This window comes from Leisingera sp. ANG-M7, from assembly GCF_000813965.1.
In the GTDB taxonomy this organism is placed as follows: Bacteria; Pseudomonadota; Alphaproteobacteria; order Rhodobacterales; family Rhodobacteraceae; genus Leisingera.
In genome coordinates, this window is sequence record NZ_JWLI01000017.1 from 152,567 (window position 1) to 177,473 (window position 24,907).

25 protein-coding genes and 1 tRNA gene are annotated in these 24,907 nt (G+C 62.7%); 10 read left to right on the forward strand and 16 right to left on the reverse strand.

Annotation, left to right across the window (positions count from 1 at the left end):
* Nucleotides 1-217: 217 nt before the first annotated feature.
* Entirely contained in the window at nucleotides 218-1,042 is an 825-nt protein-coding gene (locus RA26_RS18765; protein WP_039186338.1) for a 3-methyl-2-oxobutanoate hydroxymethyltransferase, read from the reverse strand.
* 69 nt (nucleotides 1,043-1,111) lie between these two features.
* Nucleotides 1,112-2,113 carry a sterol desaturase family protein gene (locus RA26_RS18770; protein WP_039186340.1) on the reverse strand — a complete coding sequence of 334 codons (1,002 nt, stop codon included), beginning with the start codon at nucleotides 2,111-2,113 and terminating at the stop codon, nucleotides 1,112-1,114.
* Between the two features lie 136 nt (nucleotides 2,114-2,249).
* Between RA26_RS18770 and RA26_RS18775 the strand changes: the two genes are divergently transcribed.
* On the forward strand, nucleotides 2,250-3,131 hold the full coding sequence (locus tag RA26_RS18775) for a LysR family transcriptional regulator (protein ID WP_039186344.1): 882 nt from the start codon (nucleotides 2,250-2,252) through the stop codon (nucleotides 3,129-3,131).
* Nucleotides 3,132-3,134: 3 nt separating this feature from the next.
* On the opposite strand, the gene RA26_RS18780 is transcribed toward RA26_RS18775, so the two are convergent.
* Nucleotides 3,135-3,572 (reverse strand): Lrp/AsnC family transcriptional regulator, encoded by a 438-nt coding sequence (locus RA26_RS18780; RefSeq protein WP_039186347.1) that lies wholly within the window; start codon nucleotides 3,570-3,572, stop codon nucleotides 3,135-3,137.
* A gap of 105 nt (nucleotides 3,573-3,677) precedes the next feature.
* Here RA26_RS18780 and RA26_RS18785 point away from each other — a divergent pair, with 105 nt between their 5' ends.
* The 3 genes from RA26_RS18785 to RA26_RS18795 are packed head-to-tail and all read left to right on the forward strand — an operon-like array spanning nucleotide 3,678 to nucleotide 8,229.
* A complete protein-coding gene (locus RA26_RS18785) occupies nucleotides 3,678-4,829 on the forward strand; it encodes a type III PLP-dependent enzyme (RefSeq protein ID WP_039186350.1) in 1,152 nt (383 codons plus the stop codon).
* A gap of 48 nt (nucleotides 4,830-4,877) precedes the next feature.
* Nucleotides 4,878-7,175, forward strand: coding sequence for a xanthine dehydrogenase family protein molybdopterin-binding subunit (locus RA26_RS18790; protein WP_039186353.1), 2,298 nt, complete (start codon nucleotides 4,878-4,880; stop codon nucleotides 7,173-7,175).
* The gene (locus RA26_RS18795; RefSeq protein ID WP_039186355.1) at nucleotides 7,153-8,229 is read left to right on the forward strand and encodes a DUF2235 domain-containing protein; all 1,077 of its coding nucleotides are present in this window, start codon (nucleotides 7,153-7,155) and stop codon (nucleotides 8,227-8,229) included. The genes RA26_RS18790 and RA26_RS18795 overlap by 23 nt, the downstream gene beginning before the upstream one ends.
* Before the next feature lie 61 nt (nucleotides 8,230-8,290).
* Here the strand turns inward: RA26_RS18795 and RA26_RS18800 are convergent, their stop codons facing one another.
* From RA26_RS18800 to metF, 3 genes are all read right to left on the reverse strand, one after another.
* Entirely contained in the window at nucleotides 8,291-8,809 is a 519-nt protein-coding gene (locus RA26_RS18800) for a DUF2867 domain-containing protein (protein ID WP_052272489.1), read from the reverse strand.
* Nucleotides 8,810-8,896: 87 nt separating this feature from the next.
* Nucleotides 8,897-9,382 (reverse strand): PaaI family thioesterase, encoded by a 486-nt coding sequence (locus tag RA26_RS18805; RefSeq protein ID WP_039186357.1) that lies wholly within the window; start codon nucleotides 9,380-9,382, stop codon nucleotides 8,897-8,899.
* A 63-nt stretch (nucleotides 9,383-9,445) separates the two neighbouring features.
* On the reverse strand, nucleotides 9,446-10,315 hold the full coding sequence (gene metF, locus RA26_RS18810; RefSeq protein WP_039186359.1) for a methylenetetrahydrofolate reductase [NAD(P)H]: 870 nt from the start codon (nucleotides 10,313-10,315) through the stop codon (nucleotides 9,446-9,448).
* Nucleotides 10,316-10,413: 98 nt separating this feature from the next.
* Between metF and RA26_RS18815 the strand changes: the two genes are divergently transcribed.
* Entirely contained in the window at nucleotides 10,414-11,319 is a 906-nt protein-coding gene (locus RA26_RS18815; RefSeq protein ID WP_039186360.1) for a LysR family transcriptional regulator, read from the forward strand.
* Between the two features lie 97 nt (nucleotides 11,320-11,416).
* On the opposite strand, the gene RA26_RS18820 is transcribed toward RA26_RS18815, so the two are convergent.
* Nucleotides 11,417-12,436, reverse strand: coding sequence for an NADP-dependent oxidoreductase (locus RA26_RS18820; RefSeq protein ID WP_039186361.1), 1,020 nt, complete (start codon nucleotides 12,434-12,436; stop codon nucleotides 11,417-11,419).
* Nucleotides 12,437-12,628: 192 nt separating this feature from the next.
* Between RA26_RS18820 and RA26_RS18825 the strand changes: the two genes are divergently transcribed.
* Complete coding sequence (locus RA26_RS18825) at nucleotides 12,629-13,414, forward strand: inositol monophosphatase family protein (RefSeq protein ID WP_039186363.1); 786 nt, start codon at nucleotides 12,629-12,631, stop codon at nucleotides 13,412-13,414.
* A 113-nt stretch (nucleotides 13,415-13,527) separates the two neighbouring features.
* Here the strand turns inward: RA26_RS18825 and RA26_RS18830 are convergent, their stop codons facing one another.
* From RA26_RS18830 to putA, 3 genes are all read right to left on the reverse strand, one after another.
* On the reverse strand, nucleotides 13,528-13,899 hold the full coding sequence (locus RA26_RS18830) for a GFA family protein (RefSeq protein ID WP_039186364.1): 372 nt from the start codon (nucleotides 13,897-13,899) through the stop codon (nucleotides 13,528-13,530).
* A 210-nt stretch (nucleotides 13,900-14,109) separates the two neighbouring features.
* The gene (locus tag RA26_RS18835; protein ID WP_039186366.1) at nucleotides 14,110-14,880 is read right to left on the reverse strand and encodes a rhomboid family intramembrane serine protease; all 771 of its coding nucleotides are present in this window, start codon (nucleotides 14,878-14,880) and stop codon (nucleotides 14,110-14,112) included.
* Between the two features lie 53 nt (nucleotides 14,881-14,933).
* A complete protein-coding gene (putA, locus tag RA26_RS18840; RefSeq protein ID WP_039186368.1) occupies nucleotides 14,934-18,347 on the reverse strand; it encodes a bifunctional proline dehydrogenase/L-glutamate gamma-semialdehyde dehydrogenase PutA in 3,414 nt (1,137 codons plus the stop codon).
* 125 nt (nucleotides 18,348-18,472) lie between these two features.
* Between putA and RA26_RS18845 the strand changes: the two genes are divergently transcribed.
* The 4 genes from RA26_RS18845 (at nucleotide 18,473) to RA26_RS18860 (ending at nucleotide 20,702) form a co-directional block, all read left to right on the forward strand.
* Nucleotides 18,473-18,943 (forward strand): Lrp/AsnC family transcriptional regulator, encoded by a 471-nt coding sequence (locus RA26_RS18845; protein WP_039186370.1) that lies wholly within the window; start codon nucleotides 18,473-18,475, stop codon nucleotides 18,941-18,943.
* A gap of 63 nt (nucleotides 18,944-19,006) precedes the next feature.
* On the forward strand, nucleotides 19,007-19,597 hold the full coding sequence (locus RA26_RS18850; RefSeq protein WP_039186373.1) for a tetratricopeptide repeat protein: 591 nt from the start codon (nucleotides 19,007-19,009) through the stop codon (nucleotides 19,595-19,597).
* A gap of 108 nt (nucleotides 19,598-19,705) precedes the next feature.
* Nucleotides 19,706-19,791, forward strand: a tRNA-Leu gene (locus RA26_RS18855).
* A 179-nt stretch (nucleotides 19,792-19,970) separates the two neighbouring features.
* On the forward strand, nucleotides 19,971-20,702 hold the full coding sequence (locus RA26_RS18860) for a helix-turn-helix domain-containing protein (RefSeq protein WP_039186374.1): 732 nt from the start codon (nucleotides 19,971-19,973) through the stop codon (nucleotides 20,700-20,702).
* Here the strand turns inward: RA26_RS18860 and RA26_RS18865 are convergent.
* From RA26_RS18865 to RA26_RS18890, 6 genes are all read right to left on the reverse strand, one after another.
* Nucleotides 20,679-21,368: a hypothetical protein gene (locus RA26_RS18865; RefSeq protein WP_039186376.1), complete on the reverse strand. Its 690-nt coding sequence runs from the start codon at nucleotides 21,366-21,368 to the stop codon at nucleotides 20,679-20,681. The two genes, RA26_RS18860 and RA26_RS18865, sit on opposite strands and share 24 nt — an antisense overlap.
* A 235-nt stretch (nucleotides 21,369-21,603) precedes the next feature.
* Nucleotides 21,604-22,068, reverse strand: a complete 465-nt coding sequence (gene queF, locus RA26_RS18870) for a preQ(1) synthase (RefSeq protein ID WP_019295560.1) — start codon at nucleotides 22,066-22,068, stop codon at nucleotides 21,604-21,606.
* A gap of 16 nt (nucleotides 22,069-22,084) precedes the next feature.
* Nucleotides 22,085-22,795: a 7-carboxy-7-deazaguanine synthase QueE gene (gene queE, locus RA26_RS18875; RefSeq protein WP_039186378.1), complete on the reverse strand. Its 711-nt coding sequence runs from the start codon at nucleotides 22,793-22,795 to the stop codon at nucleotides 22,085-22,087.
* Nucleotides 22,792-23,145 (reverse strand): 6-carboxytetrahydropterin synthase QueD, encoded by a 354-nt coding sequence (gene queD / locus RA26_RS18880; protein ID WP_039186380.1) that lies wholly within the window; start codon nucleotides 23,143-23,145, stop codon nucleotides 22,792-22,794. Before queD ends, queE begins: the two co-directional genes overlap by 4 nt.
* Nucleotides 23,145-23,846 (reverse strand): 7-cyano-7-deazaguanine synthase QueC, encoded by a 702-nt coding sequence (gene queC / locus RA26_RS18885; protein ID WP_039186382.1) that lies wholly within the window; start codon nucleotides 23,844-23,846, stop codon nucleotides 23,145-23,147. The genes queD and queC overlap by 1 nt, the downstream gene beginning before the upstream one ends.
* A gap of 152 nt (nucleotides 23,847-23,998) precedes the next feature.
* Nucleotides 23,999-24,889, reverse strand: coding sequence for a LysR family transcriptional regulator (locus RA26_RS18890; RefSeq protein WP_039186383.1), 891 nt, complete (start codon nucleotides 24,887-24,889; stop codon nucleotides 23,999-24,001).
* Nucleotides 24,890-24,907: the final 18 nt, after the last annotated feature.

A 24,907-nucleotide genomic window follows, 5' to 3' on the forward strand; every position in this document is an offset into this window, starting at 1 on the left:
GCTAACGGCAGGTTTTTGGGAACCAACGGCAGGTGGTGGCGTTTTACCTGCACGATGCACCTCGCGGTTCCGCCGGGTGCGCTGAGTTTCAGGCGCCGGAGTCCGGCGCCGCACCCAAAGACGCCCGGCCCCTGCTGACGCGCATTCCGCGGTACGGGCCGGGCGCACGATTTTATACTGTGCAAAGGGGCGCCCGGTGCTGTTCGTGCAGCGGACGTCAAATTTTGTCCAGTGCCTCGTGCAGTTTTTCCAATTCACCCTCGTGCATGGAGATCGCTTGCGCCTTGTAGGGGAAGTTCCGGGCGCGTACCTCTGACTGGAACTCCTGCAATGCCTCCACCCGTTCCTGGTACATTTGCCTGTGAAGCCGGCCCAGGTCACGGAAGGCATGGGCGTGGCGCGGCGGGTTATCCGCTTCGCCACAGATGTCGGCCATGAACAGAAAGACCACATCGCCCGCATTGCCGGAGCCGAGGGAGATGGTGACTATTGAAGTGCGGTCATTGAGCAACCGCAGCGTTTCCTCCGCCACACATTCAATCTCGCATGCAAAGGCGCCGGCATTCTCGTAGCGCTTGAAGGTTTCATGGATCTGCATCGCTTCCTCCGCTGTGCGGCCGAAGGCGCGCAATCCGCCGCACCAGTGGCTGAGCGATGGCACCAGCCCCATGTGCACCTGCACCGGGATGCTTTCTTTGGCCAGCATTTCCACAACGTCATAGGAGCGGTTGGTGAAGTACATATCCGCACCGTTTTCCATGCATTGGATGGCGTGGCGCATGATCTCGTCATTGGTGGCGAACTGGCCCCAATTCATCGCGGTGCCTGCAAAATGGGTGGGGGCGATTTCACGCGCCATGGCCAAGTGCACGTCCCACAGGGTAAGCAGGTCAATACCCGCATCGACGCAGGCCTGGATTTCCGCCTCATTGGCCGGGTTGCACATGGTCAGGCGCTCTCCGGTTTTCTTGAGGTCGATCAGATCCTTGACTGTGTAGTTGCGCCGCGCCGGGCGGCGGCCGAAAGTATAGATGTTTTTCATGGGTTCTGCCTGTTTCTCAAATGGGAAAACCGGGCCAAAGCGGCCCGGCAGGGTATTCCGTGATGCCTGTTACTCGGCAGCCCAGATCTTGCGGCGGCGCTCCTTTACCATTTCGTTGCCCTCATCGGTGCCGTCGTGGAAGGTGTTGAACCACTCGTCCCAGGGCGTCTCCCATGTACCGTAGTTGCAGTCGAAGAACCGGTGGTGCAGCTGGTGGAAGAAGTCGCCGACCAGGAATTTGGTGTTATTGCCAAGCTTCAGGTGTTCGAACCCTGCGTGCGAGGTTGGGGCGCCGATGCCGTGGTGGAACAGCAGGAAGATCGCCAGCACCGGATGCCCCGGCAGCAGGAAGAAGATCATCGTGTCGAACATCAGGAAGAAGCTTTCGACCGGGTGCATCGCGAGGCCGGACCAGGGACCGGTGTTGATGTTGCGGTGATGCCAGGCATGCACCTTGTTATAGAGCACACCCACATGCAGCAGCCGGTGCAGCCAGTAGAAGTGAAAGCCCGCCCATATGGGGATGAAGATGGTCATCAGAACGAAAGTGACGGGATCTTCCTCAAGCGTGATCATGGTGACCCAGCCGTTGGCATAGGCGTAAAGGATCAGGCTCTCCCAGAAGGTCCAGAAGGTGAGTGCCGGGCCAAGGGTCCAGAACATGTTGTCCCAGACCTGGTTCTTGAAGGTGAAGACCTTTGCGCCCTTCATCATCGGGCGCATGTCATAGCGGTACTCATCCGCTTGGGTGCGGTACTTCCAAAGCGCCAGATGCAGCCCGCCGGCCACCACCATCAGGATACAGAAGTTGCGGAACCAGATTTCAGCCACCCAGTCCCAGCTGAGCGTGGCGATGCGGTCCAATGAGGGGGTGAAGAAGGTCCAGGTGATGATGGCAAAGACCAACAAGAGCGCCCGCAGGGCCAGCGGGTTCCAGCTCTGCAGCAGGTATTTGATCGAGGCCAGCGGCCTCAAAGGCCAATCCCAATAGGGGGAGGTCTGGATCGGAAGCGCGGGGGTGAAGTTCCAAATCTTGCGCTTGGGGCGCGGCGCGTTGGCGGGACCTGTCATGTCTCGTCTCTCATCTCGCTAGTGGAGCGGCTGCCGCCGCGGGGTCTGTTCGCTGCCATGAACCCTAGGGGAGGGGCGGAAAATCCCAGAACGGTATGTCTTGCTAGTGAGGATAAGTTTTGCTTAGCCTGCGCACATGGCGACCCGAATTCCCTCCCTGAACTGGCTGCGCGTGTTCGAGGCCGCGGCGCGCACTGAAAGCTTTGCCCGCGCGGCGGCGCAGCTGAACATGTCAGCTGCGGCTGTCAGCCAGCAAGTAAAGGCGCTGGAGACGCAACTGGGCACGCCGCTGTTTCACCGGCATGCCCATGCGGTGACGCTGACAGAGGCAGGGCGGGCCTATCTGCCCTCGGTCCAGCAGTCGCTGTTGATGCTGGAAACCGCCACCACCGGGCTGTTCGGGGAAAGCCGCGAGCAGCGGCTGTTTGTGCAGTCGGTGCTGCTGTTTGCGCATGGGGTGCTGGCATGCGGGTTGCCGGGCTTTCAGGCGGCGCATCCACAGGTAAACCTGGCCCTTAGCACAGGAAACATGGCGGCGGATTTTGCTAACCGGTTCACCGACTTGCAGATTGTTTTCGGTAATCCTGCACTGTTTGGCACCGACAGCGACGAACTGCTGCGAGAGGTGCTGTTTCCGGCCGCCCCGCCAGAGACTGCCGCACAGATCCAGTCGCCGCAGGATCTGTTTCAATTCCCTCTAATCGAAGTCTCCACCCACCGGGCCAGCTGGGTACAGCTGTTTGAGCACTTGCGGCTGCCTCCTGGGCAGGCGCGCTACTTCTTTGCCGACAATTCGCTGATGGCGGCGGAACTGGCGGCACAGGGAGTCGGTATTGCGCTGGCCCGGGCACCAGCATCTGATGCTGCAATAAAAGCTGCAGGGCTGGTTCCGTGTTTGCCCGAGGTTTCCGTACCGGGGCAGGAGGCCTATCACCTGATCTATCCTGACCGCGGCGCCATGCGGCCAGTGGCAAGGTTGTTCCGCGACTGGCTGCTGGACTACGTCCGCTCCGTTTGACCGCTACTGCCCGGTCCGGTCCAGCTTTGTGGCCAGGTGGATAAGGCTTTCGGAGGAACGCACGCCGCGGGCCTCGGCGATGCTGTCAATGGTTTCATCGAGTTCAGCCGTGCTTTGGGCGACCACTTGTGCCAGCAAGTCAAACCGGCCGGAGGTCGTGTGCACCACCTCAACACCGGGTAGGTTGCGCAGGCGGGCCAGTACCTCCGGTCCTGACCGCGGCTCAATCGACATCAGCACCGTGGCCTGCAGCGGCGGACGGGCAGCCGCAGAGGTCTTGAGCGTGTAGCCGGTGATGACACCGGTGGCTTCCAGCCGCTCGATCCGCGCCTGAACTGTGGTGCGGGCCAGGCTCAGGTGGCGGGCGAGTTCAGCCACCGGGCGACGGGCGTTCTCCCGCAGCAGGGTGACAAGGCGCTGATCTGTTTCGTCGGATTGCATAATGCACCTGCGATATGACGGTTGATTTCGTCACTATAGTAAATGTGCCGGCCGGAATCGACGATCATTTCTCGCAAAATATGTAAAACGAATGAGGGTTACCCGATGCAGCAGATTCCTCCGCTTTGGCTTTCGCCTGAGTCCCACCTTGCCCGCAGCGCGCCGGATCATCCGATCCTGTATTTCTCGCCGCGTGTCTTGCATGAGGTGGCGCGGAGGTTCCGGGCAGGCTTTCCGGGTCTGGTAACCTACGCGGTCAAAGCAAACCCGCATCCCGCGGTGCTGTCCAATCTGGTAGCGGCGGGGATCACCGCCTTTGACGTGGCCTCACCTGCGGAGATGGAGGCGGTGCGCGCAGCCAGCCCCGACGCAGTCATGCATTACAACAACCCGATGCGTTCGGAGGCAGAGGTTGCAGCAGGCATTGAGCACGGCGTCGCCAGCTGGTCGGTGGATGAGCTGAGCGAGCTGGAGAAGCTGGACGCGGTGCCGCGCTCCTGTGAAATCGCAGTGCGTTTCGCGCTGCCGGTTGCAGGCGCGGTCTATGATTTCGGCAGCAAGTTCGGTGCTGCCCCCGAGGAGGCCGTCGAACTGCTGAAGCAGGTTGCCGCCCGCGGCTGGACCCCGGCGCTGTGTTTTCATCCCGGCACCCAATGCGAGGATGAAAGCGCCTGGGTCGAATATGTCCACGCCGCCAAGCGGATCATTGACGAGGCAGGCGTGCAGATCACCCGGCTGAACGTCGGCGGCGGGTTCGCCGCCAATCGCGATGGCGTGGCACCGGATCTGGAGAAGGTCTTTGCCGCGATCGGAGAGGCTGCGGATGCAGCCTTTGGCGCAGGCAAGCCCAAGCTGATTTGCGAACCGGGCCGGGCAATGGTTTCCGAAAGCTTCACCCTGGCGGCGCGGATCAAGGGAATGCGCAAAGCAGGCGAGGTGGTCTTTCTCAACGATGGCATCTACGGCGGGCTGGTTGATATCCGCGACATGGGCCTGCCGGGCCGGGTCGAGGTCGTCGGCTCTGACGGCAAACACCGCGCGGGCGACCGCAAGCCGCGGGTGGTGTTCGGCCCCACTTGCGACAGCCTGGACAGGCTGCCGGACGGGCTGCCGCTGCCTTGCGATGCCGCCACCGGCGACTATGTCCTGTTTCCGGGGCTTGGCGCCTATTCCTCTGCCATGAGCACGCAGTTCAACGGCTACGGCCTGTCTGACGTGGCGACGGTGATTGAGCTGGCTGGACAACCGGCCAGCTAAGGGTACTCTCGCCCCCGGACAGCCAGTCAGCGCGGACAGGGGGCGAGCATGGACAAATTCGGGAAAAGCCAGCCGGTAAAACGGGTCGAGGATGTCAGATTCCTGACCGGGCAGGGAAATTATATCGAAGACGCCGCCCCGGCGGGTGCCCTGCGCGCCTGGGTGCTGCGCAGCCCGGTGGCGCATGGGATAATTACGGCCCTGCATACCGAGGACGCGCTGGAGGCTGAGGGAGTCCATGCGGTGATCACCCTGGCGGATCTTGAGGCCGCGGGCATCAACGTCTCTATGGATGGCACCACGGTGAAAAACCGGGATGGCACGGACGGCGCTTCGCCGGAACGCCCGATGCTGGCCCGTAGCAAGGTCCGCTATGTCGGGGAGCCGGTGGCCGTTGTCGTGGCTGAAACGCTGGACCAGGCCCGTGATGCGGGTGAACTGATCGAACTGGAGATCGACGACCTGCCGGTCAAGCTGGACCTTCACCCGGGCGGCGAGGCCCTGCACGGCAGCGTACCCGATAACAAGGCCTTTGACTGGGGCATGGGGGATGAGGCGGCCACGGCGGAGGCCTTTCGCACTGCCGCCCATACCGTTGCCCTCCAGGTCGAGGACAACCGGATCATGGTCAGCACCATGGAGCCGCGCGGCTGCTTCGCCGAATGGCAGCAGGGGCGGCTGCATTTCACCTTTGGCGGTCAGGGGGTTTGGGGGATGAAGTCCCAGCTGGCTTCCAAGCTGGGGCTCAATGAAGATGACATCAAGGTCACCACGCCGGATGTCGGCGGCGGTTTCGGGATGAAGGCCTTTGCCTACCCCGAATACTTTGCAGTGGCCCACGCCGCCACGGTGCTGAGCCGCCCGGTGTTCTGGATGTCAGACCGGTCTGAGGCCATGCTGAGCGACAACGGCGGCCGCGATCTGACCTCGCTGGCGGAACTGGCTTTTGACGAAAACCTGAAGATCACCGCATACCGGGTCAGCACCCGCTGCAACCTCGGCGCCTACAACTCCCATTTCGGGCAGCCGATCCAGACCCAGCTGTTCAGCCGGGTGCTGGCAGGTGTCTATGACATCCAGACCGCCTGGTTGCAGGTGGAGGGGATCTATACCAACACCACTCAGGTGGACGCCTGCCGCGGCGCCGGGCGGCCTGAGGCGATCTATGTGCTGGAACGGGTGATGGACCGCGCCGCGCGCGAACTGGGTATGGATCCTCTGGAGCTGCGGCGGCGGAACTTCATCAAGCCTGCGGCGTTTCCCTATGGCACCGTGACCGGGGAGACCTATGACGTGGGTGATTTCGACAAAGTGCTGACCCGCGCCGCCGAGGAGGCGGACCTGAAGGGATTCGCCGCCCGCCGCGCCGAAAATGGTAAACGCGGCAAGTACCGGGGCGTCGGGGTCTGTTACTATATCGAAAGCATTTTGGGCGATCCTTCAGAAGGCGCGGAAGTGGAGTTTCTGGAGGATGGCCGGGTGAACATCTATGTCGGCACGCAAAGCAACGGCCAGGGACATGAGACCGTCTATGCCCAATTCCTTGCCGACCAGAGCGGAATTCCGGCGGAAAGCATCCAGGTGATCCAGGGCGACAGCGACCGCATCGCGAAGGGCGGCGGCACGGGGGGCTCGCGTTCTGTCACCACCCAGGCCAACGCGACGCTGGCGGCGGTGGAAAGGATGATTGCCGCCTTTACCCCTTTCCTGGCGGAAGAGATGGGCGTGGAAGAGGATGCCGTGAAGTTTGACGGCGATACCTTCCGGGCGCCGGGATCCAACCTGACCCCCACCATGCTGGAGGCGGCAGAGATGGCCCGCGCGCAAGGCCGCACCGATCTGCAGCGTCACGCGGCGCGGGTTCGGCTGCCGGGACGCTCGTTTCCGAACGGCGCGCATATTGCCGAAATTGTTATTGATCCGGAGACTGGGCAAGCCGACGTGGAGCGCTACACTGTAGTGGACGATTTCGGTAATCTGATCAACCCGATGCTGGCCGAAGGCCAAGTGCATGGCGGGGTGGCGCAGGGGCTGGGACAGGCCATGTTGGAGCGGGTTGTCTACGATGAGGACGGGCAATTGCTCACGGCTTCGTTCATGGACTATGCCTTGCCGCGGGCCAGCGGCGTCCCCATGATTGGTTTTACCTCCGAGCCGGTGCCTTCGACACAGAACCCGATGGGGATGAAAGGCTGCGGCGAGGCGGGCACCGTCGGTGCGCTGGCAGCAGTTGCAAATGCGGTGCAGGACGCGGTCTGGGACCGCGGCGTGCGGCAAGTGGACATGCCGTTCACCCCGCTGAGGATTTGGGAAGTGCTTAGGGATGTTTCTGAAGCAGCTGAGTAAGAGGGTTTTAGGGTGGCTTGGACGGCCGCTGCGCTCGGAGCATTCCGGCGAGACCAAGCTGCGCGGGCCGCATGCCCATGTGATCATCCTGGATGGCACCATGTCGACGCTGGAGGCGGGCCATGAAACCCACGCAGGTCAGCTGTACCGGCTGTGCCAGGAAATGGGCGGCCAAGTGTCGGTCTTCTATGAATCCGGTGTCCAGTGGAAGGGATGGGGCAGCGCCCCCGACGTGATGATGGGGCGCGGTATTAACCGGCAGATCCGCCGTGCCTACGGCTATCTTGCCTCCCGCTACCGTCCCGGCGACCGGATCTATCTGTTCGGCTATTCCCGCGGTGCCTATGCCGTGCGCTCTCTGGCCGGTGTGATTGACCGGATCGGCTTGTTGAAACCCGAACATGCCACCGTCCGCCACATCCGCACGGCCTACCGTCACTACCGGCTGAACGGGCGCTCCAATTCCGGTGCTGCCTTTACCGCCGCCCATTGCCACGACGCGGTCGAGATCGAGATGGTGGGAGTCTGGGATACCGTCAAGGCGCTGGGCCTGCGGCTGCCGCTCTTGTGGCGCTGGGCGGAACGGCAGCACAACTTCCACAACCACACGCTGGGTCCGCATATCAAGAGCGGCTATCACGCTTTGGCTCTGGATGAGACGCGCGACGTGTTCAGGCCGGTGCTTTGGGATTGCCCCAAGGGCTGGAACGGCCATGTGGAACAGGTCTGGTTCCGCGGTGCCCATGGCGATGTCGGAGGTCAGCTGGGCGGTTATGAGGACGCGCGGCCGCTGGCCAATGTGTCACTGATCTGGATGCTGGAGAAAGCCGAGGAACGCGGTCTGCCGCTGCCGCTGGACTGGCGGATGCGGTTCTCGGTCGATCCTCAGGCGCCCTCTGTCGGCACCTGGCAGGGCTGGGGCAAGATCTTCCTCTTGCGCAGCCGCCGCCGGGTTGGTCTGGACGCCAGCGAACGTTTGCACAGCAGCGTCGGTGCAGGCAGGCAGAAAGCGTCCGCCGCGGGCGGTTGGCTGGCCAAGTTTTCCAAGACCTGATTGCAGCGGGCCGCGGCCGGACAGCAGCGGCAGATTTGGCAAGTCCGGTGAGGCTGTGGCGCTACCGGACGGCAGCTTGGCGCTGCGCCAGTTCTCGTCCCAGCCGCTTCAAGGAAACTGACACAATCAGTTTGTGCGCTGGGCGGACAGGCAGCATGTAGATGCGGCCGAACAAGTTGTGGGTCTTTACGGAGGATGTGATGCTCAGCACGCCGCTGTTGCTGGTCACGCAGGTCATGACATCCAGATGCCGGTCCCGCACGGTAAGAGTCAGGACCTGATCCGAGACTGCTTCTACCAGAAAGAAATCCAGCTTGTCCCCGGCCGAAACATCCTGACCCTGCCGACCGGAAAACCCGCCGATCCGTCTGACCCCGAACAGAGTTGAGATGGCGTCGCGCAGCCGAAAGGCCAGTTTCATGCCGGGCAGTGGTCGCTGGTGCATGATGTTCCAGGCTTCCAGCGGCGTCACTGGAACCGGCAATACCAGCGACTGCGTGTCGAGGAAATCAAGCTCCTTGGCGGGCGCCAGAACCTGAATGCGGGCGGTCGCGGCACAAGCGAGGCGGTTTGGCGGCATGGCCAGCCTTTCTGCGGTTTCTGATCTGCTTGCAGATACTTAAGTGGGAATCCGCAGCAGGCAAGGCTGCAGGCGGCGCTGCAATAGTTACTGCGGGGCGATTTGCATCACAATGCAGGTGGTGGAGCCGGTTGCGTAGAGCTTGCCGTCCTCCAGCCCGCGGATTTCGCCATGTGCCACGCCGGTGGAGCGGCCCACATGGTCGATGCTGCCAGTGCAGTTGATGGTGGTGCCCAGCGGGATCGGCCGCAGAATATTGATCTTGTATTCCAGCGTTGTGTAGACGGCGCCCAGCGGCACCTTGGTCATCACTGCACAGGCCATTGCGCTGTCCAGCAGTGTTCCGTACCAGCCGCCATGAACGGTGCCCATCGGATTGCAAACATGAAACTCAGGCGTGCCGCGGAACACCACCTGGCCGTCCTCGACACTGTGCAGATGATAGCCCAGGGTTTCGGCAATCGGCGGGCCGGGCAGGCGGCCTTCCAGGATCCCCCGCATGAAATCCAGCCCCGAAATCCGGGATATCTGATCAATTGTCAGCAGGTCAGAGGGTTGTTTGGCATAGAACATGGCGCGCGGGTCCTTGGCGGGAAATCCCGGCCATTAGAAACCGCGTGCCGTTTTGCGCAACGCTTACGCCACGTTCTGGAGTGACACCTTGGGGGTGACACCCAGAGCAAAGCAAACGTCGCGGGTTAGCTCCGGCCTGTTCAGCGTGTAGAAGTGCAGCTTGTCCACGCCGCCTTCCAGGAGGTCAGAGCACAGCTCGGTGCAAATCACAGTCGCCAGCAGTTCCTCGCGTCCGTCCCGCAGCGCCTTGTCAAAGGCATTCTCGACCCAATCGGGAATGACAGTGCCGCAGCGCTTGGCGAAATTGCGGGCGCCTTTCCAGTTCTCGATCGGCAGGATGCCGGGAGTCAGCTTGGTGCCGTCGATTCCGGCCTTCTCGCAGGCGTCGCGGAAGCGGAAGAAGGTCTCAGCCTCGAAGAAGAACTGTGTCAGCGCCTCATCGGCGCCGGCATCCAGTTTGCGCTTCAGCCATTCCACATCCGCGGCCTGATCGGCTGCGTCCGGGTGGCGGTCCGGGTAGGCGCCGACCTTGATACTGAAATTTCCGCGCGCCTTCAGCCCTTCAATCAACTCAACCGAATTGGCAAAGCCTTCGGGGTGCGGGGTGAACTTGCCTTCGCCTTTGGGCGGGTCACCGCGCAGCGCCACGATCTCGGTCACGCCTGCCTCGGCAAACTGGTCTGCGATCTCAAGCGTTTCCGCCTTTGATGCATTCACGCAAGTTAGGTGCGCCGCCACATTCAGACCGGAGGAATTGTGCAGCGTGGCAACCGCGTCGCGGGTCAGGGTGCGGGTAGTGCCGCCAGCGCCATAGGTAACGGAAACAAAACGCGGGCCCATCGGAGAGAGGACCTGCACGGTGTCCCAAAGCCGGAAGGAGGCTTCGAGATTTTGCGGCGGGAAGAATTCAAAGGAAATCTTGGGCGTCGTCATCTCAGGTCTCTCACTAGGTTGATGTCACCTCTTGTTGCATGCGCAGCAATGTGAGACAATTTCATAATACTCAAGATTAACATGAGCGATCTGATAGGATGCATATCGAATTCCGCCATCTCCGCACCATCAAGGCCATCCATGAGGCTGGCGGTCTGGCCCGCGCTGCCGAGCAGCTGAACATCACCCAAAGTGCGCTGAGCCACCAAGTGAAGGGGCTGGAGGAACAGGCCGGCGTCGAGCTGTTCATCCGCCGCTCCAAGCCGATGAAGCTGTCACCGGCAGGCCTGCGGCTGCTGCGGCTGGCAGAGCAGGTCCTGCCGCAAGTTGAAGCGGCGCAAGCAGAATTCTCCTCTCTGCGCGACGGCAACACAGGCCGGATGCACATCGCCATCGAATGCCATGCCTGTTTTGAATGGCTGTTTCCGGTGCTGGAGGGGTTCCGCAAGAACTGGGGCGATGTGGATGTGGACATCCGCCCGGGCCTTGCGTTTGACGCATTGCCCGCGCTGCTGAAGGAGGAGGTGGATCTGGTCGTTTCCTCCGATCCGGAGGACATCAACGGCGTCGAGTTCATCGAGCTGTTTGACTACAACCCTGTCTTTGTCGCTTCGGCGCAGCATCCGCTGGCTGCGAATGCCTATGTGGAGGCAGAGGATTTCATCGGCCAGAATCTGATCACCTACCCGGTGGACAAGGTCCGGCTGGATGTTTTCAGCCAGCTGCTGATCCCAGCCGGGGTGGAGCCTGCCTCGATCCGGCAGGTGGAGCTGACGGCGGTGATCCTGCTGCTGGTTGCTTCCAACCGCGGGGTTTCCGTGCTGCCGGACTGGGTGGTGCGGGAGGTGAAATACTCCTCCGACTATGTGACCCGGCCGCTGACTAAATCCGGCATCACCCGCAGCCTTTATGCGGCGATCCGAACGGAGGACCGCGGGAAGCCCTTCATGCAGGAGCTGATCCGCCTGGCCAAGGTCGAGGCGCGCAAGCTGCAGCATCAATAGATACTGCCGCCTGCGGTGGCGCGGAGCGGCCTGCGCCGTTCCGACGCCTGTGCCCGCTCCGCGCGGTTGCGTGATCCGGCGGGCGCCAGGGCCCGGTTCAAACCAGCTTGACGATCTGCTTGCCGGTATTGCCGCCGTGCAGCATCGCCAGGAAGGTCTTGGGGGCGTCCTCCAGACCTTCGGCAATATCCTCCAGGTACTTGATCTCGCCGCTGGCGATCTTGGGGGCCACTTCCTGCAGGAAGGCCGGGTAGCGGTCGTAGTGGTTGAAGATGATGAAGCCATTGACCGACAGGAACTTTGTCAGCACCGCGCGCCAGATGGCCGGGGCCGTCAGATCCGTCTCGGCGCTGTTGTACCAGGCGATCATGCCGCAGACCGGTATGCGGCCAAAGTTGTTCATCAGTGGCAGCACCGCCTCCAGAACCTTTCCGCCGACGTTTTCATAGTAGATGTCGATACCGTCCGGGCATTCCGCCGCCAGCGCCTCATTCAGCGCTTCGGCACTGTCATAGGCGTGGTGGTCGAGGCAGGCGTCAAAGCCGAAGGTATCTACCGCCAGCTTGCATTTGTCCGCGCCGCCCGCGATGCCGACAACGCGCAGGCCCTTCTGCTTGGCAAGCTGGCCGACCATTGAGCCGACCGGGCCAGTCGCGGCGGCAACCACCAGTGTTTCGCCTGCCTGCGGGCGGCCATAGGCATCCAAGCCATGCCATGCGGTAAACCCCGGCATGCCTAGAACGCCAAGCGCGGTGGTGAGCGGTGCCAAATCCGGATCCAGCTTGCGCAATTCAGAGGCTTTGGCGCAGGCGTGGCTGGCCCAGCCGAACATTCCCAAGGCAAAGTCGCCGGGCTGGAAATCGGGGTGCCCCGAGGCAATCACCTCACCGACGCCGCCCGCAGTCATGGTCTCTCCGATTTCCACTGGCGGGGCATAGGATTTGCCGGCATTCATGCGCCCGCGCATATAGGGGTCAAGCGACATATAGTGAACCTTAACAACCACTTCTCCATTGCCAGGCTGGGGTAGGGCCGCAGTCTCCAGGTGGAAGTTTTCCTCGCTGGCCTCACCTTCGGGGCGGCTGGCGAGAACGATACGCTGCATCTGGTCGGGCATGGGGGCACTCCTTGTTCTGTTTGCAGCAAAGTCTGGGTGCGGTGGCGGCGGAATTCAACCGCCTCCGTGCCCCGCGCCGCGGCGTCAGGCTGGATCAGCAGTTTCCGGCTTAACCCCTTGGCATTCCGCGGCAGGGCGCGTATAGGCACGCATTGACCCGGCATCTCCCCGACGTGACAGGATTCTGCAGACATGATTGGCAGCGCAAACCTCAATGTGATGATCAAGGCCGCCCGCAAGGCAGGCCGTTCCCTGGTGAAAGACTTCCGCGAGGTGGAGAACCTGCAGGTGTCGATGAAAGGCGCGGGTGACTTTGTCTCCAAGGCCGACATCGCCGCCGAGAAGATCATCAAGGAAGAGCTGCGCAATGCCCGCCCGACCTATGGCTGGATCGCCGAAGAGGGCGGCGAGATTGAGGGGGAAGACCCCACCCGCCGCTGGATTGTCGACCCGCTGGATGGCACTACCAACTTCCTGCACGGGCTGCCGCACTGGGCGATTTCCATCGCGCTGGAGCATAAGGGCAAGATCGTTGCCGGCGTGGTCTATGACGCCGCCAAGGACGAGATGTTCTTTGCCGAGAAGGGCGCCGGCGCCTGGATGAACGACACCCGCATCCGCGTCTCAGGCCGTCACCGGATGATCGAGTCCATTTTTGCCACCGGCGTGCCGTTTGGCGGCCGCGCCGACCTGCCGCTGACCCTGCAGGACTTGGCCCGCCTGATGCCCGCCTGCGCCGGTGTGCGCCGCTGGGGCTCCGCCGCGCTGGACATGGCTTATGTGGCCGCCGGCCGCTACGAGGGTTTCTGGGAACGCCGCCTGAACGCTTGGGATCTGGCCGCAGGCATCATCATCGTGAAAGAGGCTGGCGGCCTGGCCGAGGCGATCGACCCGGAAGCGGGCATCATCGACGGCGGCTCGGTGGTTTGCTCGAACGAGCCGATCTTCGAGAACTTCGCCAAGGTGATCCGCGGCTGATTTCGCCCGGAAATCTGAGACTACGAAACGCGGCCATTGAGCCGCGTTTTTTGATTTGAGCGGGTCTAGTAATACTTTGAAGGCAGCGTTCGGCCAAACGGCTAGGCGGTCTATCACTTTTTATCTGACGGATGGTTCACCCCGTCGTTCCAGGGGATCTCGCCGTAGGTTTCCGGGTGCGCCCGCGGATTGGCGCCCTCGATACAGCCCAGGTTGACGCCGCATTCCTCGGGATCGGACCGGCGCTGATGGTGGGTGTAAATGCCGCAAGTCCTGCAAAAGTAGTGTTTCGCCGTATGGGTGCCCCAGGTGTAGAGGTTGAGATTTTCTGCCCCTTTCAGCACCTTTAGGCTGGCGGTCAGGGCCGTAACGGCAGCAGCCCCGCGCCGCAGGCAAAAGGAACAGTCGCAGCGCGCGGCAGAGGCGAGGCCCTCAGGAAACTTCGCCTCGATTTCAACGGCGCCGCAGTGGCAGGTGGCTTTCAAAAGTGTCACGGCTATTCCTCATGCTTGGCAAATTTTGAGTAAAACCTTCGATAATTCCCCGTAAACCTCTCGGGAGCAGACCTACCATTACCTGACCCCGATGCCCGTCGGGGTGGCGGCCTGCGTGTTAATCAGTAGCCTGTTCCCATGGTTCCGCAGGCCGTCTTGATACTTTCTTCCTGCAAACGAAAACCGGACTGAGGGGGCGCTTCATTTCCCCCACGGCCCCGAATTACGCTTCTTTCGCGGCAGTTTCGGGATGCGGCTGGCGGAATACTCATACTCGTTTTCCGGATGCGGAGGCGTCCCGTGTGTCTGGTCCCAGAATGCAGGGCCGCCTCGGCGCAGCCACAGCGGCAGGCACAGGACCAGCCCTACCGCAAAGCCGCCGGCATGGGCCCAGTAGGCGACGCCGCCCTGGTCTGGATCAGAGCCGAGGCCGCCAAAGAACTGCATCGCCAGCCACACGCCGAGCATGACAAAGGCGGGGATGGTGAAGATGCGGAAATACACGATCAGCACCAGCAGGATATCGACGCGCGCCTTGGGGTACATCAGGAGGTAGCCGCCCATCACGCCTGCAATTGCGCCGGAGGCACCTATGGTGGGCACCATGGAACCCGGTGCGGACAGCACATGGATCAACCCTGCGCCAAACCCGCTGAGGAGGTAGAACAGCAGAAAGGGCAGGTGGCCCATTTCCTCCTCCAGGTTGTCGCCGAAGATCCACAGGAACAGCATGTTGCCGCCCAGGTGCATCAGTCCGCCGTGGATGAACAGGGAGGTGAACAGCGTCTCATACCCGTAGCCGTGGCTGATCTCGGCAGGCACCACCGCGTAGGCGTCATAGAAATACGCCAGCGCGCGGGGCGAGGCGTAGCTGGCGGAGTAGTAGATATAGGCCAGGATATTCGCGGCGATCAGCGCATAGACAATGTATGGCCTGCTGCCGGACGGGTTGTGGTCGCGGATCGGAAACATGGGGGAACGCTGGGCCGGAAACGGCCCAGCGTCAAGTGCTTAGCAAGGAAAGCTCAGGCCATGCCGCCCAAGAGCTGCGCGTTGCCACCCGAAGCAGTCGTGTCGACGCAGACGTGGCGCTCGGCCAGCACGCGGGCGCGGTCAGGCTTGCCCGGGATCAGCGGCACAATTGCGCCCTCGCGCTTGGCAAGGCTCTGCTCGATGTCGCGGCCGGTCGCTTCGTCGCCCCACCATAGAACACCTGAAATGCCTTGGATGCTCTCCAACTGGCTGAGATCCAGAAGGCCGTGCGCCTCAATTGCAGTGCCGCCGAGGCTGATCACCTCCTTGGCCTGCGCTGCCGCAGCCTCAGCTCCTGGACCCATGCACAGCAGCGGCGGCCGGGCAGAGACGGTCAAGCGGTTTGATTCCCCGGTCGGGCCGGGCAGGGAGGTGGTGACCGGCTGGCTAGGCACGCCGCTCGGGGACTTCAGGTCGGTGATGCTCTGCTCCCAGCCGCCGGCGCTGGACTGGCGGTCCGGCGCGCAGAAGCGGCTGAGGTAGAGCGGGCCGCCTGCCTTGGGGCCGGTGCCCGACAGGCCCTCGCCGCCGAACGGCTGGCTGCCGACGATGGCGCCGATCTGGTTGCGGTTCACATAGATGTTGCCCGCATGCACCCGGTCGCAGACATGCTGCACCCGGTCGTCGATCCGGGTGTGAAGCCCGAAGGTGAGGCCATAGCCGGTAGCATTGATGTCGGAAATCACCTGATCCAGCTGCTGCGACTTGAACCGCGCCACATGCAGGACCGGGCCAAAGATTTCTTCCTTCAGATCGCTGATGCCGGAAACTTCAATCATTGTGGGCGCAACAAAGGTGCCGCCCTGCGGCGCGCGCATTTCCTTCAGCACCCGGCCCTCGGCGCGGGCCTTGCCGACATGGGCCAGAATGCCAGCGCGGGCGCCTTCGTCGATCACCGGACCGCTGTCGGTGGACAGGTGCCAGGGGTCATCAAGTTGCAGGCAATCCATCGCGCCTTTCAGCATCTTCAGCACGTTGTCGGCAATGTCGTCCTGCAGATACAGGCAGCGCAGCGCTGAGCAGCGCTGGCCCGCCGACTGGAAGGCGCTTTCGATCACTGCCTGTACCGCCTGCTCCGGCAGCGCGGTGGAGTCGACGATCATCGCATTCAGCCCGCCGGTTTCCGCAATCAGCGGCGCGCCCGGCTGCAGGTTGTCGGCCATTGCCTTGCGGATGCGCAGGGCGGTGGCAGTGGAGCCGGTGAAGGCCACGCCATTAACGCGCGGATCAGAGGTGATGGCAGCGCCAACCACGCTGCCGCGGCCAGGCACAAGCTGCAGGGCGCTGCGCGGCACACCTGCTTCATGCATCAGCTGCACGGCACGGTGGGCAATCAGCGGCGTCTGGTCGGCGGGTTTGGCCAGCACGGCGTTGCCCGCGGCCAATGCGGCTGAGACCTGGCCGGTGAAGATGGCCAGCGGGAAGTTCCAGGGCGAGATGCAGGAGAAGATGCCTGCGGGCGGCGCATCGGAATTGCGGGCCGCGTAGTATCGCAGGAAATCCACCGCCTCGCGCAGTTCGGCAACCGCATCCGGGATGGTCTTGCCGGCCTCACGGGCGAGGATGGCAAACAACTCGCCAAAGTTCTCTTCATAAAGGTCGGCGGCCTTGTTTAAAGCTGCAGAACGTTCTGCTGCCGGTACATCCCAAGGGTCTGCCAACGCCAGCGCCAGTTCGATATCCTCGGGGCTGCACTGGGCAACGGTGCCAACGACGCTCTGGTCGGTGGGGCTGGTCACATCCTTGGCGTCTTCCGGCTGGGCATCGCCCGCCAGCAGCGGCGCGGCCTGCCACTGGTGGCTGCGCCAGGGGGCGCGGGCCTCTTCGATCCTGGCCAGGGTTGGCGCGTGGCCCAGATCGAACCCTTTGGAGTTCGGGCGTTCCGGCGCGTACAGCTCCGGCCCGGTCGGGATCTTGCGGGTCACATCTGCGATGGCTTCAAACGGGTCCGCGGCGACAACTTCGGGCGGCACGTTGTCATCGACGATTTGGTTCACAAAGGAGGAGTTGGCGCCGTTTTCCAGCAGCCGGCGTACCAGATAGGCCAAGAGGTCGCGGTGGGCGCCGACGGGCGCGTAGATCCGGCAGTTGGTCTTGTTCTGCTCCAGCACCATCTGGTGCAGGGTCTCACCCATGCCATGCAAACGCTGGAACTCATACCGCTCATTGCCGACGCCTTCGGCCATATGCAGGATTGCAGCGACGGTGTGGGCGTTGTGGGTGGCGAACTGCGGATATATCCGGTCCGTCATGCCCAGCAGCTTGCGGGCGTTGGAGATATAGGACACATCGGTCAGCGGCTTGGAGGTGAAGACCGGGAAGCCGTCCACTCCCTCGACCTGGGCGCGCTTGATCTCGGTGTCCCAATAGGCGCCCTTGACCAGCCGCACCATAAAGCGGCGGTCGTATTTCTCGGCCATTTCGTGCAGCGCATCAATCGCCAGCCCAGTGCGGGGGCCATAGGCCTGCACCACCACGCCAAAACCGTCCCAGCCCGCCAGCGCCGGGTCAGAGACCACGGCCTCGATCACTTCCAGCGACAGCGACAGGCGGTCTGCTTCTTCGGCATCGACATTCAGGCCCATCTTGGCCGCCTTCGCCAGCAGCGCCAGCGCCTTCAGGCGCGGCACTAGCGCTTCCATCACGCTGTGCTCATGCGCCAGCTCATAGCGCGGGTGCAGCGCCGACAGCTTGACAGAGATGCCGGGGTTCCTGCGGATATCGTCGCTGTTGCAGGCAGCCGCAATGGCGGAAATCGCCTTGGAATAGGCCAGGTGATAGCGCGACGCGTCAGCCTCGGTGCGGGCGGCCTCGCCCAGCATATCGTAGGAATAGGTGTAGCCCTTGGCCTCCATCCCGGCGGCTCTGTTCATCGCGCTTTCAATGGTTTCGCCCAGCACGAACTGGCGCCCCATTTCCTTCATCGCGCGGCTGACGGCGGTGCGGATCACCGGTTCGCCCAGGCGCTTGATGGCGCCGCGCAGCGCACCGATCGGGCTGCGCTCCTCGTCCAGCACCTTGCCGGTCAGCATCAGGGCCCAGGTCGAGGCGTTGACCAGCGAGGAGGTCGATTTTCCCAGGTGCTTGCCCCAATCCGACGGTGCAATCTTATCCTCGATCAGCGCGTCGATGGTGTCCGCATCCGGCACCCGCAGCAGCGCTTCGGCCAGGCACATCAGCGCAACGCCCTCATCGGTGGACAGGCCGTATTCGGCCAGGAACACTTCCATCAGGCCCGGTGCTGAATGGCCGCGGATATCACGCACCAGCGCGGCGGCGTTGGCGCAGATTTTTTTGCGGTCAGCATCGGTGAGGGCGGCCTGGGCCATCAGCTGGTCGCGCATCACGGTTTGATCGGCATAAGTGCCGGCGTCGATCCGGTAGCGCAGCTTGGTTTGAGCGGTCATGCGGGGAACTCCACAAAGGGTGTGCAGGGCTTTTGTTAAGAATACACCCTTTCGGAAAGGACAATCGCCTGAAGATGTGCTAGACGCAGGTCGAATGAGCGAAATGCGAAGCTAGGAAAGTCCAAATGAACTCCATCGATCTCGACCGCTTCGACCGGGCGATTCTGAACGTGCTGAGCGAGGATGGCCGCATCTCCATCGCTGACCTGGCACGGCGGATCGGGCTGTCGAAGACCCCGACCCAGACCCGGCTCAAACGGCTGGAAGCGGAGGGCATCATCACCGGCTACCGCGCCCTGGTGGACCCGATCCGGCTGGGTCTGGACCACGTGGCCTTTGTCGAGGTTAAGCTGGATGACACCCGCGAGGCGGCATTGGCCAAGTTCAATGCCGCGGTGGCGCGGCTGCCGGAGATCGAGCAGGCGCATATGATGGCCTCGCATTTCGACTACCTGCTGAAGGTCCGCACCCGCTCCATGACGGATTACCGCGCGGTGCTGGGAGAGAAGATCTCTTCGCTGCCGCATGTGGCTTCCACCTCCACCTATGTGGCGATGCAGGCGGTCAAGGAAGACGGCGCGCTGGGGCCTCTTTGACGGGGCGCAGGGCGCGCACGTTCAGTTGACTTGATCGAAACCGCATTTGTGCGAGCATGGGGTATGTTTCTTGCCCTGTTTCGCCCCCCGTTTGCTCTTGCCGCGGTTCTCATCGCAGCGGCTTTTCCGGTGCAGGCTTCGGACTGCCCTGCGCCCCCTGACCACAGCACTCCGCTGGAGGCGCTGCTGAGCGAGGTGCAGGACGCTGACACCGAGACCCAGGCACGGGAAATTGCCAACCGGATGTGGGAATACTGGGCGGATGCGCCAAATGCGCAGGCGCAGGCCATTCTGGACCGCGGCATGACCAAGCGCTCAGCCTTTGATTTTCTCGGGGCGCTGGCAGATTTCGACGAGCTGATCGCCTATTGCCCGGACTATGCCGAAGGCTACAATCAGCGCGCCTTTGTGCATTACCTGCGGCGGGATTTTGCTGCCGCCTTGACCGATCTGGACCGGGCGCTGGAGCTGTCGCCCCGCCATATCGCCGCGATGAGCGGGCGGGCGCTGTCGCTTTACGGCCTGTCCCGGCTGGAGGAAGCGCGTGAGGCCTTGGCCGCGGCACTGAAGCTCAATCCCTGGCTGCCGGAACGCTATTTGGCTGACCCCGGCGGGCCGCTGGCGCCGCCCGGGGCGGGGGATGTGGAGTTGTAGCTTTGCTCGCGCTGCGGGAAAATTTTGCGGTCTTGGCCGAAAACGCATTGTCCGCATGAAATCAGGAGGCTAGACCTGCGGGCAGGCGCCGGGTGCTGGCGCCCGTGTGCGGACGTGGTGGAATGGTAGACACCGGAGACTTAAAATCTCCTGGCCGTATGGCCGTGCGGGTTCGAGTCCCGCCGTCCGCACCAGTTCAGCCAATCAAAATCGCTGCGCTCCTTAGATCAGCTTTCTGTAAAGCCTGCCGCTCCGCGCAAGGCAGAGCGTTGCCAGTCATTTCGCAGCGCTTTCAGTGCTTGCGCTGGGTTTGCGTTGCTGTGACGGTAGATTTGTGCAAGATGTTTCGCGGAATGTGAAAGATCCGGCACATATGGCGCTCATCCACGAAAAAATTTCGGCTCTACTGGAGGATATGAACCTGTCCAACCGGCAGGCGGCGCTCAAGTGCGGCATTCCCTATGGCACCTTCAACAGTGCGCTGAAGCACGAGCGCGAGATAGGCTGGAGCACGCTGGACGCGCTGGCGCGTGGGCTTGGGGTGTCGTTCCATTACTTCTCCTCCGAGACTTCGGGGCTGGAACTGCTGCCCGATATTCGTGCGGACGCGGCTGCCGTGAAGGCATTTGAGATTCTCAATACCCGGCTGCAGGCCGCCGCGAGAACCCGCCAGTACAGTGGCTGCGACGTGTCGCTGCAGGATTTCCTGGACTGGTGGTTCACCAACAGCGGCCGCTTGGAAGGCTTTGACCGGCTGCAGCATGCGGTCGACATGTTCAACCCGCCGGATGCGGAACAGAACCGTATCCAGCCGATTCGATCCGGCCCGGCCAGTCTCGCCTCGATCTGTTTTGAAGTCTCGGACAGCAACCAGCTGCGCAGCACGCTGAACGGCTTCAGCGACAATGTGAACGCCGATCTGGTGATGGCTCACAGCGAAGCCATCAGCCGGGGCGAGCCGGTGATCACCCATCCATCGCTGGACGTGAAACTGCTGAACGGGCGCCGCTTCACCCGTCAGTACCGCCGGGTGCTGGCACCGGTCTATCTGCCTGACGGCAAGCTGCTGGTGGTCAACTTCTCACAGGACATCAAAACCGGCTAGGTCGCTCTGCAGCATATGCTCCATCTCCAGCCGGGGCGCGCCGACGAACCATTCGGTGCTGCTGCGCACCTCAGGTTCCGGGTCCCGCCATTTCTGCGCCCGCGGGATCGCGCGGGTAAAGCCGTAAACCAGATCCAGCCGCGCCTGCATGTGGCGGTCGGGTATGAAGGCATAGATCCAGTCCACATCCCATTTCTGGATCGCCAGTATCAGAAAGATCCGCATGAACGGCGCCAGCCGTTCCGCCCGCCGCCCGCGGTGGCCGGGCAGAAAGGTCAGCTCACCCACATAGGCTAGCCGCCCGCGCACTTCGCGAGCCAGCGGCTCGGCCACGCTTTCCACTCCACCGCCGGCATCGTTGGGAAACTGGTGGCGCGAGGTGCGCAGCAGGTACTCCGCCAGCGACTCCCGGCCCAGGTCCTGCAGCATTGAGGCGGCACCGCCGATATAGCTGTCGCCGTCCTTCAGGAACAGCCAGAATGCGGAGTTTTCGGTGTGGTCGGCCCGTTCGATGGCAAACCCCGGCATCTGGAACTGGCGTCCTGACGCCAGGGCGGTTTCGGGTACTTTTTCGAAATCGGTGAACATTTCGACCTGCAGACCCGCCTGCGAAAGCGCTTGTAAATAGCCCGAAAGCGTTTTCCCCAAGTCCAAAGAGTTCATCATGGTCCCCCGTCATTTTGTTATTTGCCCGGGCTTGCCGGATCCCCGAATGGCGTCGCCAGCCGGGACAGGACCACTAAACTCAAAACTACTTTTGCGGTAAATTGTTAGTTCCTTCGAGGAAGCACCGTGCCATGCCGCACAAGGGGTATGACGGCAGCAGGACTAAGTTTTGCAAAGAAAAAGCCCGGCAGCGCTGCTGCCGGGCTGATCCGTGTGATGCGGGCTCTAAGTTGTGTCAGCCGCGGCCGCGGTAGGGCGGAACGCCCTGGTCCGGGATCCAGACGCCTTCGGGCATCGGGCCGGTCTGCCAGAACACATCAATCGGGATGCCGCCGCGCGGGTACCAGTAGCCGCCGATGCGCAGCCATTTCGGTTCCAGGAAGTCCGCCAGGCGGCGGGCGATGGAGACGGTGCAATCTTCATGGAAAGCGCCGTGGTTGCGGAAGGAGGTCAGGAACAGCTTCAGCGATTTGCTCTCCACCAGCCATTCGCCCGGCACATAGTCGATCACCAGATGGGCAAAATCCGGCTGGCCGGTCATCGGGCAGAGCGAGGTGAACTCTGGCGCGGTGAAGCGCACGTTGTAGGCCACATCGGCCTGCGGGTTCTGCACCCGCTCCAGTTCCGCCTGTTCCGGGCTTTGCGGAACGATGGTGTCGCCGCCCAGCTGCTTCAGGTTGCTGTAGATACTGTCAGACATATCAGGGTTCCTATGTTCAGACGCCGCGCTTGTTGCCCCAGACCAGCACATGCAGCTGCGGCAGGACGCGGGGGGTGAACCAGCCGTCGCCAGTCACTTTTTCAATCAGCCACAAGAGGCGGTCGGTGGCTTGGTTCAGGTCGACCGGCAGTTCCGGATCGACCTCCGGGTTGCCGGGCTGCAGATACAGCGGCAGCTCCGGGTGGCGCTCAGCCGCGGCCTTGGCCCAAGCATAGTCCTTGTCGTCAAAGATCACGATCTTCATCACTGCCTGGCCGCAGCCCTTGGCCGCCTTCAGGCACTGATCAAAGGCCTTCCAGTCCACGGTTTCGCCGCTGGAGGGCGGCTTGGGGCTCAGTACCAGGGTATCGAGGTCCGCAAACCAGGGCTTGCTGACCGAGCCTTGGGTCTCGCAGGCAAAGCGGTAGCCCTCGGCCTTGCCATAGGCGATGACCGGTGCAAAGTCTTGGATCGCCGGGTTGCCGCCGGAGATCGAGACGGTCAGCGGCTTGCCGCCGGACAGGCGGCGCACTTCGCTCATCACCTGTTCCGGTGCCATCACCGCCCAGTCGTGGCGGTTGGCGCTGTCGACCGCATGCATGCTGTCGCACCAGAAGCAGCGGTAATCGCAGCCGCCCGCGCGCACAAACACCGTGGGCTCCCCGATCAGGGCGCCTTCGCCCTGGATCGTGGGGCCAAAGATTTCCGCGATGCGCAAGGTTGTCATGGCCGGTACTCCGCCCAGGTCTTGGGGGTCTCCGAGACCTTCACAGCAGTAACCTCAGGCCAGCGGGCATGGCACCAGTCATAGAAATGCCTGGCCATGTTTTCCGCGGTCGAATGCCCCTCCAGCACGTCGTTCAGGTGCCGGTGATCGAAGGTCCCGTCAATGTAGTCCTTCAGCGGCTTCAGCTCGTGATAGTCGCGCACAAAGCCGTCCGCGTTCAACTCCTTCGCCGCCAGCTCAACCACCACGACATAGTTATGGCCGTGCAGCCGGGCGCATTGATGGTCCGGCGGCAGAAGGGTCAGCTGATGCGAGGCGGAGAAATGGAACTCCTTGGTGATCCGGAACATCAGGCGCCATCCTTGGCGGCAATTGCCGCTTTCCAGAAATCCGGGTCGGCGTAGTCCGTCGGGTCCTCGACACCGGCCAGATGGAAGGCCTCGCGCCGTTCCACGCAGGTGCCGCAGCGCCCGCAATGCTTGTCGCCACCCTTGTAGCAGGACCAGGTCTCGGCAAAGGGGGTGTTGTGCTTGGCGCCTGCCGTCACGATATCGCCCTTGGTCCGGTGCACGAAGGGCGTATAGAGCCGCACGTCGGCATAGCCGTCCAACGCCGCGCGCTGCATGGCGTCAAATGCTTCGGTGAAGGCCGGTCGGCAGTCCGGATAGATGAAGTGGTCGCCGCCATGCACTGCGGTCGCCACAGCGTCATCGCCGTTTGCGGCAGCGATGCCATAAGCGATGGTCAGCATGATCGCGTTGCGGTTCGGCACCACGGTGACCTTCATGGTTTCTTCTTCGTAGTGGCCGTCCGGCACGTCGATGTCATCGGTCAGGGCAGAGCCCGAAAGCGCGGCACCTATGCCCCTCATGTCAATGATGTCATGCGGCACGCCCAACCGTTTGGCGGCGGCGGCGGCATAGTCGAGTTCCTTCCTGTGGCGCTGGCCGTAATCGAAGGAGACGAGACGGGTCAGCTGATGTTCTTCAGCGACCATATGGGCAAGCGAAACGGAATCCAGCCCGCCCGAGCAGATAACGATAGTCTTCATTTTTGAACCCTTGTTTTGGTGACCGGGTAGGCTGCGACCGGTGCGGCGCGTATAGCTGCGCATGGCTTAACGCGCAAGAGCTGGGCGGATTGCGCACATTCTTCAGGACTTATTGGAAAAACTTGAAAGTGGCTATCAGCCGGGCCGGCTTCCTAAACGGGCGGCAACTCTGCCTCAAGCCACTCCAGAAACGCCCGCGACGCCGGGGTGCTGGCATGGCTGGGCGGCGGCATCAGAAAATAGTTCTCCAGCAGTTCCGCCGAGTGTTCGCTGGCCCGGACCAGCTGACCGCTCTCGAGCAGCCCGCCTGCTAGCGTGTCGTGGGACATGGAAATGCCCGCACCGTTCACAGCCGCGGTCATTGCAATCACGTAAGTGGAGGCCAGGTTGATCTCGTGGTTGCGCTCAAACGGCAGGTCCTGCGACTTGAACCAGGCCCCCCAGGACCCTGTTACGCCGGCACAATCCAGCAGCGTTGCGGTGCTGAAGTCCACCTTGCCATCCTGATAGCCCGGCGCGCAGACCGGGTAGAACCGGTCATTGGTCAGCCGCACAGCCGCTGCCGACATGTCATTCGGGCGGCCAAAGCGGATTTCGGTCCCGGCGGAACTAGCGTGCCGTTCCGGGTCCCAAATCGGCGTCACGATGTTCAGCACCAGCCAGGGGAACCGCTCATACAGCCGTGGCAGCCGCGGCGACAGCCAGAAGACTGAAAACGCCATGTTGCACTGCAAGACTAGATGCCGCCCCTGATCGCCGCCGGTAAACGCTTGGGTGCCGGCCGCAATCAGCTCAAATGCCTCGCGTACGATCGGCATGTAATTCGCCCCGGCCTCGCTGAGTTCCAGCGCCCGGGTTTTGCGGATGAACAGCTCGCGTCCCAGGAAGTTCTCCAGGCTGCGCACATGCTGGCTGATTGCCGATTGGGTCAGGTTCAGCTCCGCCGCGGCGCGGGTGAATGACAGGTGCCGCGCACTGGCCTCAAAGGCGCGCAGCCAGGTGAGCGGCGGCAGGGAGGAGAAGGGCGGTCCGGGTGTCAGCATCGATGTATGACCTATGCA

Excerpts from the sequence above, each read along its gene's own strand:
- RA26_RS18765 (WP_039186338.1), bottom strand. The coding sequence starts at position 1,042 with ATGAAAAACATCTATACTTTCGGCCGCCGCCCGGCGCGGCGCAACTAC.
- RA26_RS18770 (WP_039186340.1), bottom strand. The coding sequence starts at position 2,113 with ATGACAGGTCCCGCCAACGCGCCGCGCCCCAAGCGCAAGATTTGGAAC.
- RA26_RS18775 (WP_039186344.1), top strand. The coding sequence starts at position 2,250 with ATGGCGACCCGAATTCCCTCCCTGAACTGGCTGCGCGTGTTCGAGGCC.
- RA26_RS18780 (WP_039186347.1), bottom strand. The coding sequence starts at position 3,572 with ATGCAATCCGACGAAACAGATCAGCGCCTTGTCACCCTGCTGCGGGAG.
- RA26_RS18785 (WP_039186350.1), top strand. The coding sequence starts at position 3,678 with ATGCAGCAGATTCCTCCGCTTTGGCTTTCGCCTGAGTCCCACCTTGCC.
- RA26_RS18790 (WP_039186353.1), top strand. The coding sequence starts at position 4,878 with ATGGACAAATTCGGGAAAAGCCAGCCGGTAAAACGGGTCGAGGATGTC.
- RA26_RS18795 (WP_039186355.1), top strand. The coding sequence starts at position 7,153 with ATGTTTCTGAAGCAGCTGAGTAAGAGGGTTTTAGGGTGGCTTGGACGG.
- RA26_RS18800 (WP_052272489.1), bottom strand. The coding sequence starts at position 8,809 with ATGCCGCCAAACCGCCTCGCTTGTGCCGCGACCGCCCGCATTCAGGTT.
- RA26_RS18805 (WP_039186357.1), bottom strand. The coding sequence starts at position 9,382 with ATGTTCTATGCCAAACAACCCTCTGACCTGCTGACAATTGATCAGATA.
- metF (WP_039186359.1), bottom strand. The coding sequence starts at position 10,315 with ATGACGACGCCCAAGATTTCCTTTGAATTCTTCCCGCCGCAAAATCTC.
- RA26_RS18815 (WP_039186360.1), top strand. The coding sequence starts at position 10,414 with ATGCATATCGAATTCCGCCATCTCCGCACCATCAAGGCCATCCATGAG.
- RA26_RS18820 (WP_039186361.1), bottom strand. The coding sequence starts at position 12,436 with ATGCCCGACCAGATGCAGCGTATCGTTCTCGCCAGCCGCCCCGAAGGT.
- RA26_RS18825 (WP_039186363.1), top strand. The coding sequence starts at position 12,629 with ATGATTGGCAGCGCAAACCTCAATGTGATGATCAAGGCCGCCCGCAAG.
- RA26_RS18835 (WP_039186366.1), bottom strand. The coding sequence starts at position 14,880 with ATGTTTCCGATCCGCGACCACAACCCGTCCGGCAGCAGGCCATACATT.
- putA (WP_039186368.1), bottom strand. The coding sequence starts at position 18,347 with ATGACCGCTCAAACCAAGCTGCGCTACCGGATCGACGCCGGCACTTAT.
- RA26_RS18845 (WP_039186370.1), top strand. The coding sequence starts at position 18,473 with ATGAACTCCATCGATCTCGACCGCTTCGACCGGGCGATTCTGAACGTG.
- RA26_RS18850 (WP_039186373.1), top strand. The coding sequence starts at position 19,007 with ATGTTTCTTGCCCTGTTTCGCCCCCCGTTTGCTCTTGCCGCGGTTCTC.
- RA26_RS18860 (WP_039186374.1), top strand. The coding sequence starts at position 19,971 with ATGGCGCTCATCCACGAAAAAATTTCGGCTCTACTGGAGGATATGAAC.
- RA26_RS18865 (WP_039186376.1), bottom strand. The coding sequence starts at position 21,368 with ATGATGAACTCTTTGGACTTGGGGAAAACGCTTTCGGGCTATTTACAA.
- queF (WP_019295560.1), bottom strand. The coding sequence starts at position 22,068 with ATGTCTGACAGTATCTACAGCAACCTGAAGCAGCTGGGCGGCGACACC.
- queE (WP_039186378.1), bottom strand. The coding sequence starts at position 22,795 with ATGACAACCTTGCGCATCGCGGAAATCTTTGGCCCCACGATCCAGGGC.
- queD (WP_039186380.1), bottom strand. The coding sequence starts at position 23,145 with ATGTTCCGGATCACCAAGGAGTTCCATTTCTCCGCCTCGCATCAGCTG.
- queC (WP_039186382.1), bottom strand. The coding sequence starts at position 23,846 with ATGAAGACTATCGTTATCTGCTCGGGCGGGCTGGATTCCGTTTCGCTT.
- RA26_RS18890 (WP_039186383.1), bottom strand. The coding sequence starts at position 24,889 with ATGCTGACACCCGGACCGCCCTTCTCCTCCCTGCCGCCGCTCACCTGG.